16 protein-coding genes are annotated in these 21,394 nt (G+C 44.5%); 15 read left to right on the top strand and 1 reads right to left on the bottom strand.

Annotated features, from left to right (window positions below; genetic code table 11):
- The first annotated feature begins 1 nt into the window (after position 1).
- The 14 genes from BLW60_RS02325 to BLW60_RS16370 all read left to right on the top strand — a co-directional run bounded on the left by BLW60_RS02325 (position 2) and on the right by BLW60_RS16370 (position 15,013).
- Complete coding sequence (locus tag BLW60_RS02325; RefSeq protein WP_242872812.1) at positions 2-583, top strand: sigma-70 family RNA polymerase sigma factor; 582 nt, start codon at positions 2-4, stop codon at positions 581-583.
- Between the two features lie 97 nt (positions 584-680).
- Entirely contained in the window at positions 681-956 is a 276-nt protein-coding gene (locus BLW60_RS02320; RefSeq protein ID WP_028518435.1) for a zinc-ribbon domain containing protein, read from the top strand.
- A 98-nt stretch (positions 957-1,054) separates the two neighbouring features.
- Positions 1,055-2,503, top strand: a complete 1,449-nt coding sequence (locus BLW60_RS16155) for a Nif3-like dinuclear metal center hexameric protein (protein ID WP_081348079.1) — start codon at positions 1,055-1,057, stop codon at positions 2,501-2,503.
- Between the two features lie 9 nt (positions 2,504-2,512).
- Complete coding sequence (locus tag BLW60_RS02310) at positions 2,513-3,331, top strand: putative RNA methyltransferase (RefSeq protein WP_074714276.1); 819 nt, start codon at positions 2,513-2,515, stop codon at positions 3,329-3,331.
- Between the two features lie 114 nt (positions 3,332-3,445).
- Positions 3,446-5,197 carry an Rqc2 family fibronectin-binding protein gene (locus BLW60_RS02305; RefSeq protein ID WP_074714275.1) on the top strand — a complete coding sequence of 584 codons (1,752 nt, stop codon included), beginning with the start codon at positions 3,446-3,448 and terminating at the stop codon, positions 5,195-5,197.
- Positions 5,194-5,718, top strand: coding sequence for a DNA-3-methyladenine glycosylase (locus BLW60_RS02300; RefSeq protein ID WP_347496353.1), 525 nt, complete (start codon positions 5,194-5,196; stop codon positions 5,716-5,718). The genes BLW60_RS02305 and BLW60_RS02300 overlap by 4 nt, the downstream gene beginning before the upstream one ends.
- Positions 5,687-6,499 (top strand): helix-turn-helix domain-containing protein, encoded by an 813-nt coding sequence (locus BLW60_RS02295; protein ID WP_242872811.1) that lies wholly within the window; start codon positions 5,687-5,689, stop codon positions 6,497-6,499. The genes BLW60_RS02300 and BLW60_RS02295 overlap by 32 nt, the downstream gene beginning before the upstream one ends.
- Positions 6,500-6,926: 427 nt before the next feature.
- Positions 6,927-7,745 (top strand): polyphosphate polymerase domain-containing protein, encoded by an 819-nt coding sequence (locus tag BLW60_RS02285; RefSeq protein WP_074714271.1) that lies wholly within the window; start codon positions 6,927-6,929, stop codon positions 7,743-7,745.
- A 3-nt stretch (positions 7,746-7,748) separates the two neighbouring features.
- Complete coding sequence (locus BLW60_RS02280) at positions 7,749-8,489, top strand: DUF4956 domain-containing protein (protein ID WP_074714270.1); 741 nt, start codon at positions 7,749-7,751, stop codon at positions 8,487-8,489.
- 90 nt (positions 8,490-8,579) lie between these two features.
- Complete coding sequence (locus tag BLW60_RS02275; RefSeq protein ID WP_074714269.1) at positions 8,580-10,076, top strand: carbohydrate-binding domain-containing protein; 1,497 nt, start codon at positions 8,580-8,582, stop codon at positions 10,074-10,076.
- A gap of 511 nt (positions 10,077-10,587) precedes the next feature.
- On the top strand, positions 10,588-11,232 hold the full coding sequence (locus BLW60_RS02270) for a hypothetical protein (protein WP_139283352.1): 645 nt from the start codon (positions 10,588-10,590) through the stop codon (positions 11,230-11,232).
- Positions 11,233-11,283: 51 nt separating this feature from the next.
- A complete protein-coding gene (gene clpB, locus BLW60_RS02265; protein WP_074714267.1) occupies positions 11,284-13,881 on the top strand; it encodes an ATP-dependent chaperone ClpB in 2,598 nt (865 codons plus the stop codon).
- A gap of 417 nt (positions 13,882-14,298) precedes the next feature.
- Positions 14,299-14,574 (top strand): HU family DNA-binding protein, encoded by a 276-nt coding sequence (locus tag BLW60_RS02260; RefSeq protein WP_028518446.1) that lies wholly within the window; start codon positions 14,299-14,301, stop codon positions 14,572-14,574.
- A gap of 19 nt (positions 14,575-14,593) precedes the next feature.
- Complete coding sequence (locus BLW60_RS16370; protein ID WP_074714266.1) at positions 14,594-15,013, top strand: DUF6465 family protein; 420 nt, start codon at positions 14,594-14,596, stop codon at positions 15,011-15,013.
- Between the two features lie 147 nt (positions 15,014-15,160).
- On the opposite strand, the gene BLW60_RS02250 is transcribed toward BLW60_RS16370, so the two are convergent.
- A complete protein-coding gene (locus tag BLW60_RS02250) occupies positions 15,161-17,506 on the bottom strand; it encodes a bacterial Ig-like domain-containing protein (protein ID WP_074714265.1) in 2,346 nt (781 codons plus the stop codon).
- A gap of 341 nt (positions 17,507-17,847) precedes the next feature.
- Here BLW60_RS02250 and BLW60_RS02245 point away from each other — a divergent pair, with 341 nt between their 5' ends.
- Positions 17,848-21,252, top strand: coding sequence for a pectate lyase family protein (locus tag BLW60_RS02245; RefSeq protein ID WP_074714264.1), 3,405 nt, complete (start codon positions 17,848-17,850; stop codon positions 21,250-21,252).
- The last annotated feature ends 142 nt before the right edge of the window (positions 21,253-21,394 follow it).

Genomic DNA, 21,394 nt, shown 5'->3' with positions numbered 1-21,394 from the left:
TTTGGATTTCAATTTAAACGAACTGAACAGCAAACCTGATGAGGAACTTGCCGTTCTTGGAAAGACCGATAAAACAGCAGCAGCTGTCCTTATATCACGCTATTCCAGACTTATTTTTATTAAATCGGAGATATATGCTACTGCCGAAACTGACAGCGATGACCTGCATCAGGAAGGTATGCTGAGTCTCCTTAAAGCTATCGAGGCATTTGATCCTAAAAAGGGAGTAAAGTTCTGCACATTTGCTGAGGTATGCATCGTTAATCGCATGAGGACTCTTTCAAAAAGATCGGTGAAGAATACATCTTTTGCAGAGCGTATCGATGACGATGAGGCAGCAGATGTACTGTCTGTTGATGAAACTCCAGAAAGTATCTATTTTTATAAAGAATTTTTTTCTGAGCTCTGGAAAAACATCTGCTCGGTGCTGTCATTGACAGAGCTTAATGTTCTTACTCTGTGCGTACAGGGATTAAGCTATAAGAGTGCAGCTGAAAAGCTCGGTATTACCGAAAAAGCTGTTGACAATGCCATGCAGCGTGCAAGAAAAAAGATACGTGCTGTCATGCACGACATAAATTGAATATGACCGTGTAGCTCAAGCCAGAGAGCGTTGTTTTACAAAGATGTGGGTGGAAGTCCAACCGTGGTCGAAGAAATAATTAAGCGAGGTATTTAAGATGTACGAAGACAAGACATTAGTTTGCAAAGAGTGCGGTCAGGAGTTTATTTTCTCCGCAGGTGAACAGGAATTTTACGCAGAGAAAGGCTTCGTAAATGAGCCACAGAGATGCAAATCATGTCGTGATGCAAGAAAGAACGCAGGCAAGGCTGAGCGCGTTATGTACACAGCAACTTGCGCTTCATGCGGCGGCGAAGCAAAAGTTCCTTTTGAGCCAAAGGAAGGAAGAGCTGTTTATTGCAGCGAGTGCTTTGCAAAGATGAACGAAGCATAATTGATAAGACCGAAAGCACAGTCGGAAACGGCTGTGCTTGGTTTTGTTTATGCGTACTGCCGTGCAGTGCGCTATTTTTGAGTTTATGAGGTGCAGAAATGCTTGATAACAGACTGAAAAAAATTGCAGAGCTTGTCAGCGGCGAGGGCATCGCCGTAGATGTCGGTACAGACCACGCATACCTCGCGGCTGAACTGGTAAAGAGCGGAAAGTGCAGCAAGGTCATCGCTTCCGATGTTAAGGAAGGACCGCTTGAAGCTGCGCGTAATACTGTAGAAAAGTACGGAGTAAAGGACAGCGTTGAGCTTGTGCTCTCCGACGGACTTGACAATGTTGACCTTAACGGTGTGTCCGATATCATTATTGCAGGCATGGGCGGCGAGACTATCGCTGAGATAATCGGTAATTCCACAGCAGATAAGCCTGAAAATGTCAGATTTATACTACAGCCAATGACAAAAGTAGAGCTTCTTCGCAAAAAGCTCTATGAATATCAGTATGAGATAACAGGGGAATATGCCGTAGAGGATAAGGATAAGATATATGTTATTATAACTGCGGAAAGGTCAGCTGACTGGAAGCAGCTTACGGAGAGCGATGCTTTGTACGGCTTTTTTGACGATAACGATGAGATGGGAAAGAAATACCGCAGCCGCGAAAAGGCGAGGCTTGAAAAGATAAGTGCTTCGCTGAAAAATGCAGGCGATAAAAACGGCAGTCAACATTATGCGGCTCTGGCGCAAAAAATGGAAGGCGGAGCTGACATTACCGAGATATCGGATATATACAGTTTCCTCAACAGCCTTTACCCCTTCGGTTTGCAGGAAAAATGGGACAATTCGGGGCTTCTGGTGGAAAATTACGATATGAAGTGCAGCAAGGTAATGCTTTCCCTTGATATTACCAACAAGGTAATAGATGAAGCCTTTGAGAAGGGGGCTGAGCTCGTAATCTCTCACCACCCCGTTATATTTGAGCCACGAAAGAGAATAACTCGGAATGATCCCGTGTTCAGGCTTATCGAGCGTGAGATAGCGGCTATCTGTATGCATACCAATCTTGACATAGCAAAGGGCGGTACTAATGGCGTTATACTGAGCAAGCTCAGTGAGAAATTCGGAACTGTTGGCGATCCTGAGCTCTTTGAGGAGCTTGGCGGCGAGAACAGTCTCGGCTGGATAATAACTCTTGAACAGGAAGTATCTGCAAAGCAGCTCGCAGAAGTGTGTAAGGAGGTATTCGGCTGTGAGTTCGTTCGTCTCAGCAAAAGAACCGGTGAAATAAAGCGTATTGCTTTTTGCTCGGGTTCGGGCGGCTCTATGCTGGGAGAAGCTTTGGAAAAGGGCTGCGATGCCCTGATAACAGGTGATGTGAAGCACGACGTATGGATAGACGCAAACAACAGTAATATAGCAGTCCTTGACTGCGGTCACTTCCACACGGAAAATATCGTTTTATGGGAGCTCCGCCGCGTACTGGAGGAAAAATTCCCACAGCTCGATATTGAGATCGCAGCAGCTTCTGTGGACCCCTGCGAGTACGTCTGAGGTGAGAATATGAGTATATTCATATGTCCCGTGTGCGGAAAAAAGCTTGATTTTTCGAGAAATTCCTACGTATGCGATAAGGGACACAGCTTTGACAGGGCAAGGAGCGGCTATGTAAATCTGCTGCTCTCGAAGCATATGGGTAAGACAGTCCACGGTGACAATAAGCTCATGGTGCAGGCGAGGCGAGATTTTCTGAATAAGGGATACTATTCGCCACTTTGTGATGCACTGTGTGAAGCTGTATGTGATAACCTCAAAGGCTCGGTCATAATTGATGCAGGCTGCGGTGAGGGCTATTACACAGCAGCAATAATTGATAAGCTGAAAGATAAGGGCGTTGAACCGTTGATTTGCGGTATTGATATCTCAAAAACCGCGGTCGAGTACTGTTCAAAGCGCATCAAGTCGGCAGAACTTGCAGTCGCAAGCGTTTTTCACATACCTGTCGCAGACAGCTCATGCGATATGCTGGTAACATTATTTGCGCCGTACTGCGGCGAGGAGTTTCAGAGAGTCCTCAGAAAAGGCGGCATAATGATAATGGCTATACCCTCAGAGGAGCATCTTTGGGAGCTTAAACAGGCTATATATGATACGCCGTATAAAAACGAAGTCAAGCCCTATGAGCTTGAAGGATTCGAGCTTGTGAGCCGTAAGCGTGTGACCTATGAGATGCATCTTGACAGTCAGGAGGATATAAACGCACTGTTTTCCATGACTCCCTATTACTACAGGACAGGACGTGAGCAGCAGGAAAGGCTGTCACAGATAAACCAATTAACAACAAAAGCAGATTTCGAGTTGCTTGTCTATCGCAATATCTGATAGATTATGACTCGCAATAAATGCTGCTGAATTTACATAACACTATCAACGCTCATAGCTGAGTCAGTTGAAAGCAGTGGAACTGCACATAAAAAATAGCAAAGGAATGATCTTATGGCTCTTGACGGAGCTTTCTTATATGCAGTCAGAAACGAACTTTTGCCACTTATCGGCGGAAGAGTCGAAAAGATACATCAGCCCTCCCGTGAGGAGGTCATAATTTCCATACGTACCAGAAGCGGCAGCAAAAAGCTGTATATTTCCTCAAATGCAGGAAGTGCGAGGGTGCATATAACTGAAAATACTGTGGATAATCCCCAGACTCCGCCAATGTTCTGTATGCTTCTTAGGAAGCGTCTCGGCAGCGGTAAGCTCATTGATATCAGGCAGGACGGACTGGAAAGAATACTCTTTTTTGACTTCGAGTGCGTCAACGAGCTTGGCGATGTAGTCACAGTGACGCTTGCCTGCGAGATCATGGGACGCTGTTCAAACCTTGTCATCATCAGCCATGAGGGCAAGGTCATCGACAGTATCAAGCGAGTTGACGAGGATATGTCCCGTGAGAGACTTGTGCTTCCGGGAATGAAGTACACTATGCCGCCCCGTGATGACAGGTTGAATTTCCTTACAGCCGAGCCCGAGGAGATAGTTTCGCGGCTGCGGAGTACCGAGCCAAAGGAGCTTTCAAAGGCTCTTATCCGCATATTCGAGGGCATATCGCCTATACTCGCCCGTGAGTGGGCATTCTTTGCAGGCAGGGGAGCGCATCTCGAAAGCGATACCATAGACGGCGACCAACTTGACAGGCTTCTTTTCGTCATAAAGCGTACAAAGGGACAGCTTGAGAACGGCGAGTGCTGCTTCTCGGTGGCAAGCGACAAGGAAGGACAGCTGAAGGATTTCTCGTTTATCCGCCTTTCACAGTTCGGAACGCTTATGTACACAAAGGAAATACCCACAGCCTCGGAGCTGCTGGACTATTTCTACTCCGAGCGCGACAGGGCAGCGCGTACAAAACAGCGCGCAAATGATCTTTTCAAGCTGCTGATGAATTTGACTGACCGTACTTCAAGGCGTATCGCTGCCCAGCGTGAGGAACTCGACGCCTGCGCTGACAAAGAACACGCAAAGCTCTGCGGCGACCTTATCTCGGCTAATATGTATCGTATTCAAAAAGGCGACAGCAGTGCAACTGTGGAGAATTTCTACGATGAGAGCTGTCCGCAGATGACCATAGAGCTTGATGTGAGGAAAACTCCTGCACAGAATGCTCAGCATTACTACAACGAATACAAGAAATCAGTTACTGCCGAGGAAAAGCTGGCAGTGCAGATACAAAAGGGCGAGGAAGAGCTTCAGTACCTTGAAAGCGTGTTCGACTCGCTTACAAGAGCGACCTCTGAAAACGATATCATACAGCTTCGACTTGAGCTGCGTGAGCAGGGCTATGTCCGCTATGCAGGCGGAAAAGCCAAGCCGCCAAAGGCTCTGCCGCCTGTGGAATACAAGTCCAGCGATGGTTTTACCATACTTGTGGGACGCAACAACAAGCAGAATGACCAGCTCAGTCTGAAATTTGCGGAAAAGTCCGACATATGGCTGCATACACAGCTTATTACGGGCTCTCATGTGCTTATACTCACTGACGGAGCAACTCCCCCAGACAAGACCATTGAGGAGGCTGCCATAATAGCGGCAGTAAACAGCAGCGGCAGAAATTCGGGACTTGTTCCCGTTGACTACTGTCTTGCCAAGTTCGTTAAGAAGCCTGCCGGAGCTAAGCCCGGAAAGGTAATATTCACCAACTACAAGACCGCATTTGTTAAGCCCGACGCAGAGCTTGAACAGAGTCTGAGGGTATGAGCATGAACAAGAGACTTGATGCGGAGTTTTTCCACCGTGATGCACTTGATGTAGCTCCCGACCTTGTGGGGAAGATACTGGTTCACAGACTTCCCGACGGCACTGAGCTCCGAGAGCGTATCGCTGAGATGGAGGCTTACCGCGGCGAAGAGGACAAGGGCTGCCATGCGGCAAAGGGGCGAACAAAGCGTACCGAGCTGCTGTACGGTGAGAGCGGTGTCATTTATGTGTATCTCTGCTACGGTATGCACTGGCTCATGAATGTCATAACAGGCGAAAAGGACCAGCCGCAGGGCGTACTTCTCCGTGCAGGGGAGCGTTTTGACGGACCTGCAAAGCTTACCAAAAAAATGCAAATAGACGGCAGCTTCAACGGTGTGCTGCTCAAAGGCAATGAAGAGATATGGTTCGAGGACGACGGATACAGACCCGAGATAAGGACTGCGCCCCGTGTGGGCATAGATTACGCAGGCGACTACTGGAAGGATATTGAATGGCGGTTCATCGCTGACGGGAAGTGATAATGTGAATATACGCTGTACAGGCTGGAACTCCATATATAAAAGCGGAACTGTGATGAAAAAGCAGGCTGACGGTGAGTATATGCTCATGCTCATTAGGAGCAGAAGCCGTGTAGTTATTGACGGAGCGGATATGCACCTTCCTGCAAATACACTTCTTCTGTGCAGCGGTGAGCGCACTCTGGAATGTTCGGCAGATGAATGTGCTGTGGTATGTGACTGGATATGCTTTGAGGCAGGAGACGAGAAAGATTTTCTGGACTCTCTTGAACTTGACTTTGACCGTCCTGTAAGGTTTGCGGATACAGAGTTCATATGCGGACTTATGCGGAATATTTCCGAGGAGTATTATTCTATCGGTGCAAGAAGGCTGAAAATGCTTGACAGTCTCATGAGGATACTGCTCGTAAAGATAAGCGATGCGGGAGTTCACAGAGATATGACTGTGCAGACTTCCGAGCCTCATTACGGGCTGCTCATAGAGCTGAGAGAAAAAATATACCGCAATCCTCAGATGAAATGGAACGTTGATACAATGGCAGCGTATGTAAATATGTCGAGATCCTATTTCCAGCACCTTTACCGCGAGACATTCGGTGTGTCCTGCATAGCCGATGTTATCAGCGGAAAGATCGAAAAAGCCAAGGAGATACTCAGCGAGACTGGCTGTACCGTATCACAGGTGGCAGCCATGTGCGGCTATGACAATGAGGAGCACTTTATGAGACAGTTCAAGAAAACTGTTGGAGTGACTCCGACAAAGTACAGAAAGCAGCTTTGATGTTAAAAAATAGTTCACAATTAACAAAGATTATTAACAGTAATGTGCGGCTAAACAACGAAATAACGGCATTTATGTCAATTATTGCGGACTATTGTTCAATTGTTGCTGTTTTTATATACAAAAGGGGTGATTTAACTTAAAAATGCAATACGCCTATGGCAAAATAATGGTATATTTCAACAATAATAAACAAAATATTGTTATTTGGCTGCAAGGCAATTCTTATAACCAAAATAAAAATTCATTGTATGGTGATCGCAAAGGACGTATTACAGGCGAAAAACAGCTTTTATTCTCCTTTTGTGGAATAGAGATGAAGATTTGGTGAATTAGTGGCAAACTTAAGACTATTTTAAGGAACGGCTACTATAATGTAATCAAATGATACGAAAGGAGTGTGAGACTCCATGCGGAGGTATCCGTTATGGAGGCAGTTATGGCAATCAATACATTTGCTCGAAAAGAAATTAAATTTCTCCTTAATATGGATCAGTATCACGGACTGATGGAGGTCATATCGGAGTATATGAATCCTGATGATTACTGTATAGGCGGTAAGGAGTACGGTATCTACAATATCTACTATGATACTCCGGACGATTATCTTATAAGAGAGTCCCTCTCAAAGCCTTATTACAAGGAAAAGATCAGACTTCGCAGCTACTATTCGCCTGCAAAGCCCGATGACAAGGTATTCCTTGAAATAAAGAAAAAGATCGGCGGTATTGTTACAAAGAGAAGAGTGTCAATGACTCTTGCAGATTCAGATGCGTATTTCGCTGACAGAACAAAGCCTGCATTCGATAAGTACATAACAGAGCAGGTCTTCAGAGAGCTTGATGTGTTCCTTGACAATTACCCCATCGCACCAAAGCAGTACATCAGTTATCAGCGCGAGGCTTTCTTCGGAAAGCACGATCACGATTTCCGTCTTACATTTGACAGAAAGATAACTGAGCGTCGCTATGATCTCGGATTGAACTATGAGAGCTACGGCAATTATATAATCGGCGCAGACCAGAGACTTATGGAAGTTAAGGTCTCAAACGCTATTCCTGACTGGCTGGTAGGCAAGATGTCTGAACTGGGCATATTCAAGACCAGCTTCTCAAAGTACGGCAGAGCATACCAGAATTTTGTTAAGACTCAGATCGAGGGTGCTCAGCAGACAACAGGAAGAAGGATCTATATATCAGGCATCTCAATGGTTAATAATAACGTAATTATGAACAGGAGCGTATAATTTATGTTTGAACACGGTTTTTTCGGAAATGTACTTTCAAAGTACTATGAGTCGAGTGATTCGGTTTTAGGCACAAGCACTTCATTGGTACCTATTAAAGCGGGAGAGTTTTTCCTCTGCGTTGGCGCAGCTCTTGTGATAGGTTTCCTCATAAGCCTTATCTACATCGTAACTCATAGAAAAGAGGGTTATTCTCAGAGCTACGTTCTGACAATGATAATGCTTCCGACTATCGTTTCACTTATCCTTTTACTTATCAATACAACAGCAGGCGCACTCAGCCTTGCAGGTGCATTCACACTTGTACGATTCAGAAGCGTTGCGGGTGACCCGAAAGATATTGCGTACATTTTCTTCGCAATGGCAGCAGGTACAGCCTGCGGAATAGGATACATCGGCTTTGCTATCGTATTCTTCATTATCCTCGGCGTTGTAATGTTTATCCTCAGCGAGACAGACTTCGGCGGCTGCAAGAAGAGACATATGACTCTCAAGATCGCTATCCCCGAGAACCTTGACTATCAGGGCGTATTTGAGCCTGTACTCGGCAGATACACTACATACCACAAGCTCAGAAGAGTTAAGACAACAAACTTCGGTACACTCTTTGAGCTTATCTACAGCGTTGATGTTCTTGACAATATCGACCAGAAGAAGTTCGTTGATGAGCTCCGTGCTCTTAACGGCAATATGACCATCAACCTCGTATTCTTCAAGTATGACGATAAGATCTACGAAGGCTGATATAAAAAATTAAAACCCTCTCCAGCGAATTTGTCAGGCTCTAATTATAGGTCTGACAAATTTTGCATATTTGGAAAAGGAGATACAGATATGAAATATAGAAGGTTTATTGCAGCGGCTGCTGCACTTTTAACACTGATAACAACTATATCCTGCGGAAAAGATGAAGTACCTGAGTCTGACAAAGACCAGAGACCGACCGTATATACTGAAACTACCACCAAGAACTCACAAAAGAAGCTTGACTGGGGCGACAGCCAGCAGAATAAACAGCAGCAGAGCAACGGTGGTCAGAATATGCCGCAGAACGGCAATAACGGGGGAGGTATGCCCAACGGCAATGCTCCTCAGGGCGGTAATTCAGCACCGCCAGTGAACGGAAATAATTATTCGCAGAATAATAACAATAACTTCTGGGGTAACAGTAATCCAAATAACGGCGGTTCATACAACGGGGGACAGCCCAATGGCAATAATGCGTGGGGCGGCTTCCAGAACAACTATTACGGCGGCGGTTTCAGCGGCTATAATGGAGGTAATAATGGAGGCGGCAGCGGTGAGGGCAGCAGTGAAAATAACGGCAATGAGCAAAATCAGAGTACACAGCCTGCTACACAGCCACCAACTGCACCGACTAACAATTCCTCTGAACCAACAACGATCGAAGATAACATGAAATATACTGCTGAGGTAACTCTCGGCAGTGAGGTAAATGTAAAGGGCAGCAATGTTAAGGTGAACGGCTCGGCAGTAACTATTACATCTGAGGGCGATTATATCTTTACAGGAAGCCTTACCAACGGATATATCTGCGTTGATACAGAGTCTCCTACAGATAAGGTGACGATAGTGCTCAACGGCGTTGATATAGCAAACTCAAACGGACCTGTTATTCTTATTGATGAGGCTAAAAAGTGTACTATCAAGGTGAAGGACGGAACAGCGAATTTCCTTACTTCCGGCGGCGACAACAAGATATACGACGGAGCTATCTTCTCAAATGATACCCTCAGACTTAAAGGTAACGGTGAGCTGTATATAACTGCAAACAATTCTCACGGTATATCCTGTGATGACGATGTTATCGTTGATAACGGTACATATAATATCATGTCTGCAAAGTCGGGAATTATGGTACATGATGATATAACGATCAACGGCGGCAGAGTAAACATCAAGGGTGGTACAAACGGAATCAAATCCAAGGGTACTATAAATATAAACGGCGGCTGTACTATGATCTCAGGCGGATATAAAGAAGAAAAGCGTTCTATTTATGCTATGGGAACATTCAGCTATACAGGCGGATACGTATTCGCAGCAGGCAATCAGGTATCTGTGCCGACATATTCCGAGAGACCTTATGTTATCATGGATCTCGTTGATCCTGTTGAGGGCGGCAGCAGCGTTGAAATGGTGCTCAATGATGTGCAAATGGCTACATTTGTTCCGCATACAGAGTTCAGAAGTCTTATGATGCTCGCACCTGAAATAACAGCAGGGAACACATTCTATGTTGTAATAAACGGTGAAGATACCGAGACTTTCACCATAGAAGAAGGACTAAACTTATTTACGACAAAATAAAAGAATTATTATAAAGTAAATGTAAATATGTAATATATAAATACTTATTTACATAAAATTAACTTGAAAAAATATGAAAAAAAGAGCAAAAGTACACATTATTATATTTTTGTAGACAAATGTATATTGTAAAGTACGTGATAATGCAATATAATAAATACAGCAAATGAAGATTATTGGTATTCAACATCAAGTACCCTCCCCTCTCATGTGCTTGATATTGAGTATTAGTTCACTTGCACGCCATAGAAATAGTTTTGTCAAGTAATAAAACTAACCCCTTTCATTTGTAATTTTTTCATGTTTTCTATTCTCAATAATTTGTTTTAACTTATCGTCTATGGCTCGACTCACAGTGCTAAACGAGAAATCGTTTGAGTCGAATATCCGCTCCCTCTGAGCGGATTTTTTTTTGCATTGTGAAATTTGCGTGAAAGATTATATAATCCGCTTGACAAATTCTATAATCCGTGATAGTATATATGTAATGAAGAAGGGAAGTGATGTACCCGTGAAAAAAAGTGTATACAGTCTCGTTCTTATGGACGATGTTATAAAAGCCGTGGACGAACAGGCTTACCGAATGGGAACGAGCCGCTCAAATCTTATAAATCAGATACTTGCCGAGCACCTTTCCTGTGTTACCCCCGAGATGCGTATGAGGGAGATCTTTGAACAGGTGGCAGAGCTTGTGAGCAGCAGCTTTCGCATACAGGAGCAGCGTTCACCGTCGCTTATGACAGTGCGGACGGCACTGGAATACAAGTACCGACCTACTATCAATTATAAGGTGGAGCTTGAACGCTCACCGTCGGACTATATAGGTACGCTGAGAGTGAATATAAGGACGCAGAGTGCTGCGCTTATAGATATGTTCCACAGCTTTTTTGCGTATCGTGCAAAGCTTGAAAACTCATATTTGAAGCAGCTTGGTATAAATAAGTACAGCTGTGAGATAGGTGACGGAAGCTTTTCACGAAGCCTTATAAATACAGGAAAGCTGTCAGGCGAGCAGGTGGGCGAAGCAATAGGCGAGTACATCAAGGATCTCGACCATGCAGTGAAAGTCTATTTTGCATCTCCGAGTGAATTCGGCGAAAATGCGCCCATACTTGAAAAGAATTATCGGGCACTGCTGGGCAGGTATATTATTTAGTGAAGAAAATGATTTGTTGATAAGAAAGAAAATGTGAATGGAGGAATAAATATGAATGCAGAGAAATTGACTCAGAAATCCATAGACGCTGTGAGAAAGGCACAGAGCATTGCTGTAATGCTCTCAAACTCAGTGATCGAACCTATTCATCTTCTTGCAGGACTTGTTCGGCAGGAGAACGGACTTATACCGCAGCTTCTTAAAAAGATGAATATTGACGAGGATATCTTCGACTCCGAAGTCGAGAAGAAGATGAACGGACTGCCAAAGGTAACAGGCAGCGGCAGAAGCAGTAATATCGGAATTTCGGCTGAGTGCGACAGAGTTCTCACATCTGCTGAGGGCATCGCTTCAAATATGAAGGACGAATTTGTTTCTGTTGAGCACCTCATGCTTGCGCTTATAGACAGCAAGGACAGAGATGTATCTCAGCTGCTCGGCACCTTTAATATTACCCGTGACAGCTTCCTCAGCGCACTTATGTCCGTCAGAGGAAATACAAGAGTTACCAGTGAAAATCCTGAGGACACATACGATGTCCTTACAAAATACGGTCAGGAGCTCGTTGGACTTGCGAGGAGAAACAAGCTTGATCCCGTTATCGGACGTGACAGCGAGATACGAAACGTTATCCGCATACTCTCAAGAAAAACGAAAAACAACCCTGTGCTCATTGGTGAGCCGGGTGTCGGAAAAACTGCCATTGCTGAGGGACTTGCCCTGCGTATCGTGGCAGGCGATGTGCCAGACAGCCTTAAAGACCGCAAGGTGTTCTCACTTGACATGGGAGCTCTCGTCGCAGGAGCAAAGTACAGAGGCGAGTTTGAGGAGCGTCTGAAAGCTGTCCTCAATGAGATAAAGAACAGCAACGGACAGATACTGCTCTTTATTGATGAGCTTCACACTATCGTTGGTGCAGGCAAGACAGACGGTGCTATGGACGCAGGCAACCTTTTGAAGCCTATGCTTGCAAGAGGTGAGCTGCATTGTATCGGTGCTACAACACTTAATGAGTACCGCCAGTACATCGAGAAAGACCCTGCACTGGAGCGTCGTTTCCAGCCTGTTATGGTGGACGAGCCAAGCGTTGAGGATACTATCTCCATACTTCGTGGACTCAAAGAGCGTTATGAAGTGTTCCACGGCGTTAAGATAAGCGATAATGCACTTATCTCGGCAGCTGTACTCTCTAATCGTTATATTACAGACCGTTTCCTGCCCGATAAGGCTATCGACCTCATTGATGAAGCCTGCGCAACTATCCGTACAGAAATGGACTCTATGCCTACTGAGCTCGATGTGATCTCACGTAAGATAGTACAGCTTGAAATTGAAGAAGCTGCGCTGACAAAGGAGAGCGACAATATCTCTCAGGAGCATCTTGAAGAGATACAGAAAGAGCTTGCAGAGCTACGTGAGAAGTTCAACAGCATGAAGGCAAAGTGGGAGAACGAAAAGAACGATATCTCCGCTGTTCAGAAGCTCCGTGAGGAGATAGAAAAGACAGGCGGCGAGATAGATAAGGCAGAGCGTGAATACGACCTCAACAAGGCTGCCGAGCTGAAATACGGCAAGCTCCCACAGCTCCAGAAGCAGTTGGAAGAGCTTGAAAAGCAGGCTGAACATGATGTGGAGAACGGCAGACTTCTCCGTGACAAGGTAACTGAGGACGAGATAGCAAAGATAGTATGCCGCTGGACAGGTATCCCTGTATCAAAGCTCATGGAGGGCGAAAAGGAAAAGATACTTGGACTTGAAGGTCTTCTTCACAAGAGAGTTATCGGACAGGACGAGGCTGTTACAAAGGTAAGCGAAGCTATCCTGCGTTCACGCGCAGGCATACAGGCTCCTGACAGACCTATCGGCTCATTCCTCTTCCTCGGACCTACAGGTGTGGGTAAGACAGAGCTTGCAAAGGCACTTTCAGAGATACTCTTCGATGACGAGAGAAATATTATCCGTATCGACATGAGCGAATACATGGAGAAATTCAGCGTAAGCAGACTTATTGGTGCGCCTCCAGGCTATGTTGGTTACGATGAGGGCGGTCAGCTCACGGAAGCAGTCCGCAGAAAGCCTTATTCTGTTGTACTCTTTGATGAGATAGAAAAGGCTCACCCCGATGTGTTCAATATACTCCTGCAAGTTCTTGACGACGGACGTATCACCGATTCACAGGGCAGAACAGTTGACTTCAAGAATACCATAATCATACTCACTTCAAACCTCGGTTCACCGTATATCCTTGAGGGCATAGACGAAAACGGCGAAATAACCGATGAAGCACGTTCGCAGGTGGAAGGACTGCTGAAAACTCAGTTCAGACCTGAGTTCCTTAACCGTCTTGATGAGATAATCTTCTACAAGCCGCTGGCTAAGACTGAGATAATCAAGATAGTTGACCTTATGCTTACAGACCTTCAGAAGCGTCTTGACGACAAGCACATACGTATAAATGTAAGCGATGCGGCTAAGAACTATATCGTTGAATGTGGTTACGATCCGAATTTCGGAGCAAGACCGCTGAGAAGATTTATACAGCGAAACGTTGAGACTCTTGCAGCAAAGCGTATCATAGGCGGCAATCTGTCAGCAGGCGATGTTATCGACATTGACATTGACGCAAATGGTAAGCTTATCGCAGACTAAAATAACAAGCCATAGTATTTCTGAGCCTCAGAGATACTATGGCATTTTTATACTCTTTTCGGGGGAGCTTCTTCAATTTATTCTTATAAATATGTTGAAAAACCTGTATTTTAGCGCGAGTTCACAAAAAGTTTAGAAAGTCAGTGCTGAAAACGTTGATTTTTTTACCTTCAAAGGGCTGATTTCAGTGTATATTTCGGAATATTTTAGATATAATATACAAAAAGTAAAATGATAAATGCTTAACAAGGCAGTTCTCAACGGAAAATAGGCAAATTCTATGGCGGAATTGAATAAAAATGGGGCGGTATACAGCCAAATATAGGTAGATTTGTCATTTTTTTACGAATTCCTTGACAAATCATCACAAAGGGTATATAATTCAATTGTAAAATCTTATTTATGGAGGATAAAATTATGACAAAGACCGAATTAATCAGTGCAGTTGCCGACAAGGCAGACTTCACAAAGAAGAATGCAGAGACTGCTGTAAACGCTATCATCTCAACAATTACAGATGCTCTCGCAAGCGGAGAGAAGGTTTCAATCGTAGGCTTTGGAACATTTGAAGTACGTGACCGTAAGGAGAAGCAGGTAATCAATCCTCAGACAAAGAAGATGATGACGGCTCCAGCTTCAAAGGCTCCTGCTTTCAAGGCTGGTCAGGCATTCAAGAACGCTGTAAACAAGTAATTCTAAGGAGGATATTATCATGCCGGAGAAGAAGACTGCAGAAACAAAAGTAGTTGAGACAGCTGCTCCTGTAGAGGAGAAGAAGGCTGCTGCTGCAAAGAAGCCAGCTGAGAAAAAGGCTGCTGCAAAGAAGCCTGCTGAGAAGAAGGCTCCAGCTGCTAAGAAGCCAGCAGAGAAGAAAGCTGCTGCAAAGAAGCCTGCTGAGAAGAAGGCTCCAGCTGCTAAGAAGCCTGCTGCAAAGAAGGAAACAGCTGAGGAGAGAAAGGTATTCATTCAGTACAATGGTGCTGAAGTTGCAGGTACAGACCTCATTGATAAAGCAAAGGCTGTTGCCGGAGTAAAGTCTGCTAAGAGCGTTGTTGTATACGTAAGACCTGAGATCAACAAGGTATATTACGTTATCGACGATAACATATTCGGCAATTTTGATCTTTTCTAAGAATTGAAAAGCTCCGCTATATGCGGAGCTTTTTTGCGTCATGCGGACATAAACAAGGCTCTCCGTACAGGAGAGCCTTGTTAACTATATCATGTTTTGCAGTTGCAGCTGCTTTCGCTGCTGAATGTTATTTGTGCTGCGTTATTTTTAATCAAGACCGAGGAGTATGCGCTGTATTGCAAGTGCGTCCTGAGTTGAGAGACCGCCGCCGTTAATATCGCCGAGAGCAGATCCTCTCTTTGTGATGTGGTTTTCGTCAGTACCGTTTTCGCCGTACTTGTTAGGATTTGCGAGAGACTGCATTATAAGTACGACATCGCCCATATCAAGTGAGCTGTCCCCATTGGCATCACCGATATCACCTGTGTATTTGCTTACTTCAAGTTCGCCGCGAATGATAGTATTGTTATCAGGATCAACATAGATATCGCCTGAAACTATATCGCCCTTGCGGAGATCTAAGTCAGCACTGCTGCTTCCGAGCATACTTTCTCTGTTGTTAATAGTGTAAGAGCCGATCTTGCTTATAACAAATCCGTTTTCTGAACCGATAGTGAAGTCTGTGACCTCAGCGTTGCTGATCTTAACGAGCTTAGCTGACTTATCAGCTGAATTGATGTAGACTATAAAAGAGAATTCAACTGATTGTGTGTCATAAACAGTGCGGTCGGATGATTCACCTTCTACATTGCACTTGAAGCTGCCGTCTGTACCTATCTTTACGATATAAGCACCGCCCTTGAGTGTGCTGAACTCATCGGCTGAAACAGAAGTCTTTCCGTCAAGTGACTCTATCTTGATGTATTCGGGATAAATGTTTGTGATATCCCATAAGTAATCGGTCCTTAAAACCTCAAAATTGCCCTTGTTTGAATGTCTGTTTACGCTGTGGTAAGCACTGATAGCAAGACCGCTCAGATCGAGTGACTCGCCCTCGTCGTAGATAGTCTTTGTTGGGATAGTCTTTATCTCGTTGAAGTGGTCAACGCCTGTACCGTACATCCAGAGTTCAGGTTCTGTATATGTTGTTGAATGGTCGGGAACATCGTTATTTGTACCGCCGTAAGGGTAAGATACATTAGCTGTTGTGGTAGGGCTCGGGTTATAGTGAGTTGTAACAGAATATAGATCAATGCTGAAAATATCATAGAGATAGTTTACAGCCATATAGCTTTGATTAGCAGTTACTATTATATTATCGCCCTTATTGAGGCTCTTTAGTATTTCTGTGACTTTTTCATCGGAAAGACCGCCTTCGAGACGGAGAGAACTTAAAGTGTATTTTATACCGCCGCTGAGATAAAGCTCCTTATAGCTACCACAATCAACATAGCTGTCGAAAGTACCTCTGAACGATGTGCGGTCATATTCTTTGACGCTTGTTACCGGAGCTGTTAACGTAGTTGTGATCGTAGCAGTTGTTACGGGCTGAGAAGTAACAGCTCCGCGGACAGTTACCTTAAATGATTGCTTAGCCATTCCTTCGCCTTCGCCGTATGTTACGTAGATAGTATAAGTACCCGGCTTTGTGTTGTCAAATTCAGATGAGTCTACCTTGAAATACTTTGAATCTATTGGCTGTGGGAAAGTATCTCCGAGCATTCCGAGAGAATCATATACGGTTCCGTATGCGCTTCCGCCTGTGAAATCAAGCTCTTCACCGATATTGTATTCGGTTTTTTCAGGAGGGATCAGGGAAAGAGCATATTGTTTCCAGTAGGTTGTAGTAGCAGGCAATGTCGTGTTAATGCAGGTGGTCGTTGTCGTTATTGATGTCTGGACGCTTGTTGCTGTAGTTGTGCCTTCAATTGTCTTTTCTACACTTATAATAGTATCCGAAGATGAAAGGGTAACATTTATTATATTGCCCTTACTGAGCGAATTGACGGCTGCTGCCAGTGATTCGCCATATGGATATTTTTCGTTGTTGATGAAATAGAGATAACCGTCCTCTGCATGGTCGAAAACGCCTGCAATACCGTGAACTTCATTATCCTCCACAGTTACAGCGGAATCGTTTTCTGTGCTTGCGCTTTTGAAAGTTATGATATAATGATCGTCTGTATGCTCGGGATTATCCACATATGTATATTCCATATTCAGTTTTTCACCGACTTTGGGTTTGTGACCGAGCTTGTTTGTGAGGTGCTGTAATTCAAGGGGAGCATTGAAGAAGAATTTTCCTGCCTTGTCGAGAGTTAACGAATCGTTGTCGATAGCAGTTATAATACCGCTTGTGCTGGTTGTTATTGTCGGGAAGCAGCATGAAGCAGCGGGATAGCAGTCATAACAAGCGGAACAGCCGTTTGAAGCAATGTGTATTTCGCTTTTTGGCACTTCCTTATGACAGAGCATACACTTTGCCATATAGGCTTCCTGTGCTGTATCAGCGGCTACAGCTACTGATGTACTTGTGATCGTAGGTGCAGCTGAAATCATTGATGCTGACATTGCAGCTGCAAGTGTGATTGATAATATTTTTTTGAATAGCATAAATAATACCTCCTTTGTAAATTTTTCATGCTTTCTATTACTTAGACGGATCAGGATAAATAATCTCTCACATTTTTTCAGAAAAATATTATGAACTTTTTATTAAGAGATACTCTACTTTTATTACTGTATATAAGATATAAATAGCAAAATTACTACCATATGAGATGATAATTGACGGATTGTGTGAGACTATATATACTTATAGCACAAAATATCATCTAATAAGTATTATATGTCATTGAAATAGTGGCATGGGAGGCATATAATATAGACAGTGAGAAAAAGGTATGCGATAGGCATACTGTTCAGAGGATATTAAAAATCTGGAGGGATTTGCTATGAAAAAAACTGACCTTAAAAGGAGAGCGGTATCTGTAGCAGCTGCGGCTGTTATGACAGTGTCCGCAGCAGTCGGTACAACAGCCAATGTATTTGACTTTGGCGCAGATGTTTCTGTAATGACCGTGTATGCGGCTGATAGCAGTGTGAAGGTGCTCAGCAGCAAAGGCTACGGCGAGGGCGTTTATGCCACATGGTCATCGGTATCGGGCGCATCGGGCTACAATGTCTATGTTGACGGCACTCAGATAGACAGTATGCTCATAAGACAGTACAGCGGCTACATGAGAGCTGATGCAGTAGGTCTCAAGGCAGGAAGTCATACTATTAAAATAGTACCTGTTATAGGCGGCAGGGAGGATAGTTCAAAGGCTGCCGAGACTAAGGCAAATGCCTATGCACACGACAGAAGCGGCTTCGCTTTCGTAGGCGGCAATGCTAACGGTGCATACAATGCAGACGGCACACTCAAGAGCAATGCTGTCGTTGTATATGTTACAAACTCCAATAAGGACAGTGTTACGGCAAGTATTGATGCTACTGGTAAGGGAGCAGAGACTCTTACAGGCGTTCAGAACATCATTACAGGCTACAAAAAAGGAAAAGAATCAAGACCGCTGAATATACGCTTCATCGGTAATATAACAGATCCCTCGGTTCTCACTAAAGGCGATCTCATGCTGGATACGGTCACAGCAGGCTGTACCGTTGAGGGAATAGGAAATGATGCAACTCTTAACGGCTTCGGACTCGTTATGAAAAACTGTTCAAACGTTGAGGTGAGAAACCTCGGCTTTATGAACTGCAACAGCAACGAGGGCGACAACTGCGGATTACAGCAGAATAATAACCACGTATGGGTGCATAACTGCGATTTCTTCTATGGCGATGCAGGCTCCGATGCAGATCAGGTAAAGGGCGACGGAGCACTTGATACCAAGACATCTACATATATAACTCATTCCTATAACCACTTCTGGGACAACGGCAAGTGCAACTTGCAGGGTATGAAGTCTGAGTCGACAGATAATTATATCACATACCACCACAACTGGTATGACCACTCAGACTCACGCCATCCCAGAATAAGGACCTGCTCTGTACATTGCTACAACAACTATTTCGACGGCAATGCAAAGTACGGTGTAGGCGTAACAATGGGGGCTTCATGCTTCGTTGAGAACAACTATTTCAGAAACTGCAAGTATCCTATGCTTATTTCCATGCAGGGCTCTGACGATATCACAGGCGGTACATTCTCAGGTGAAGCAGGCGGCGTTATAAAGTCCTTCGGCAATATTATGACAGGACAGAAGGCTTATACCACATATCAGCAGAATAATACTGATTTCGACGCATATGAGGCTTCTTCAAGAACAGAGAAGATAGGTTCTGACGTAAAGGCAAAGAGCGGCGGAACTTCATATAACAACTTCGATACATCAAGTGTGATGTACAGCTATACTCCCGATAATGCCAATGATGTGCCTTCCATAGTCACATCAAAGGCAGGACGAGTTGACGGCGGCGACTTCAAATGGCAGTTCAACAATGCTGTGGACGATGAGAGCTATGCAGTCAATCAGGGACTTAAATCCGCACTTGTGGCATATAAGGACAGCGTAACAGCTATCGGCAGCGGCTTCAAGGAGGATAATGCTCCTGCGCCTGTAGTAACGACTACAACTGTTACTCAGCCTGTAGCTACAGATATAACTACTACCACTACCACAGTTTCACAGGCAGCTTCAACGACTACTACGTCTGCTCCTGTGGTAACTCCCGTAGCAGGCGGAAATATCATCTTCGCTTCACCAAATGGCGGCGGTGACGGTAAGTCTGCAAACTCACCTACAGACGTTCTTACAGCTATAAAATCAGTACCCGCAGGCGGCACTATATATCTTCTTGCAGGTACATACAAATATACCTCAACTATCATGATAGAGGAAAGCAACTCAGGCAAGGCAGGCGCATACAAGACTATTGCTGCTTATCCAAATGCTGAAGTAAAGTTCGACTTTACAGGACAGGCTGTTGACGGTGCAAACCGAGGATTTGTTCTTGACGGTTCATACTGGCACTTCTACGGCTTTGAGATAGCAAATGCAGGGGATAACGGTATGCTCCTTTCAGGCGATAACAATATTATCGAAATGATGATATTTGACGGCAATCAGGATACAGGACTCCAGATATCGAGGTATAACAGCTCATATACAAGCGTATCACAGTGGCCAAGCAACAATCTCGTCAAGAACTGTACCTCGCGCAATAACTGCGATGATGCCACAATGGAGAATGCAGACGGCTTTGCTGCAAAGCTTACCTGCGGCGAGGGCAATGTATTTGACGGCTGTATCTCATACTGCAACTCTGATGACGGCTGGGACTTATACGCTAAGGAAGCTACAGGTCCTATAGGCGTTGTAACAATAAAGAACTGTATTGCATTCCGCAACGGTTTCACAGAGAGCGGCAAGGGCTACGGCGACTGTGACGGCAACGGCTTCAAGCTTGGCGGCGGCGGTGTTGGCACACGCCATATCGTTGAGAACTGCCTTGCATTCGAGAACCTCAACTGCGGCTTTACAGACAATAATAACCCGAAATTCGGCGATATGAAGAACTGCACCGCATACAATAACGGTATCGGCGGCAAGGGCAAGGCTAATTATATGGTATACCGCTGCGATACATCTGCGACCTTTAATGGTATGATGTCATACATCAATACCGGCAAGGTCTCAAAGACAAATGCGGCAGGCATTAAAGTCTCAAATGATAAGTTCGTCGGAAATATGACCAACTCAATTTACTACAACAGCAAGTACTACTTTGCAAAGTCAAATACTGTTATGACTAACGGTGCAAAGCTGGGCGATATCATTACTCCTGCGGACAGTGACTTTATGACACTTAACGTTGCTGCTATGGGGACTGATTTCCACAAGGCATGGAGAAATGCTGACGGCTCACCAAAGACAGGCGGCTTTGCTGAAACAGCATCAGGCAGTGCGTACAAGAACATTGGTTATCATATGAGCAGCGGAGTTAAGCAGACTTCAACTCCCGATCCTTACGCAAACGGTACATCAAATCCTGTACAGACTACATCTTCCGCAGCAACTACTACAACTACAACTTCAATGACAACATCTACATCAACTGCACTGCCAAATAACAACGGTGTGGCAGGTGATGCAAACGGCGACGGCGAGATAGATATGTCTGATATCGTTCTTATCATGCAGAGTCTTGCAAATCCGAACAAGTACCGGATAGCTCCCGAAAACCTTACAAATGCAGATGTTAACCAAAGAGGCAACGGAATAACCAACGGTGATGCACTGGCTATACAGAAGTATCTCCTGCATCTCATACCCACTCTCCCCGAATCATAATATGATCGGGCTCCAAATAAATGATACAATGGAAAAAGGAACCTCCCCCCATCAGGTTCCTTTTTTCATAATTTAAGCTTTCAGCTTAAATTATAACAGATTTTTTACATTTAAAGATAGATAAAGTGTTGACATTGAGCTT

Source organism: Ruminococcus flavefaciens, from assembly GCF_900108555.1.
Classification (GTDB): Bacteria; Bacillota; Clostridia; order Oscillospirales; family Ruminococcaceae; genus Ruminococcus; species Ruminococcus flavefaciens_P.
Note: the sequence above shows the minus strand (reverse complement) of the source record. Positions and strands in the feature narration are given on the sequence as shown.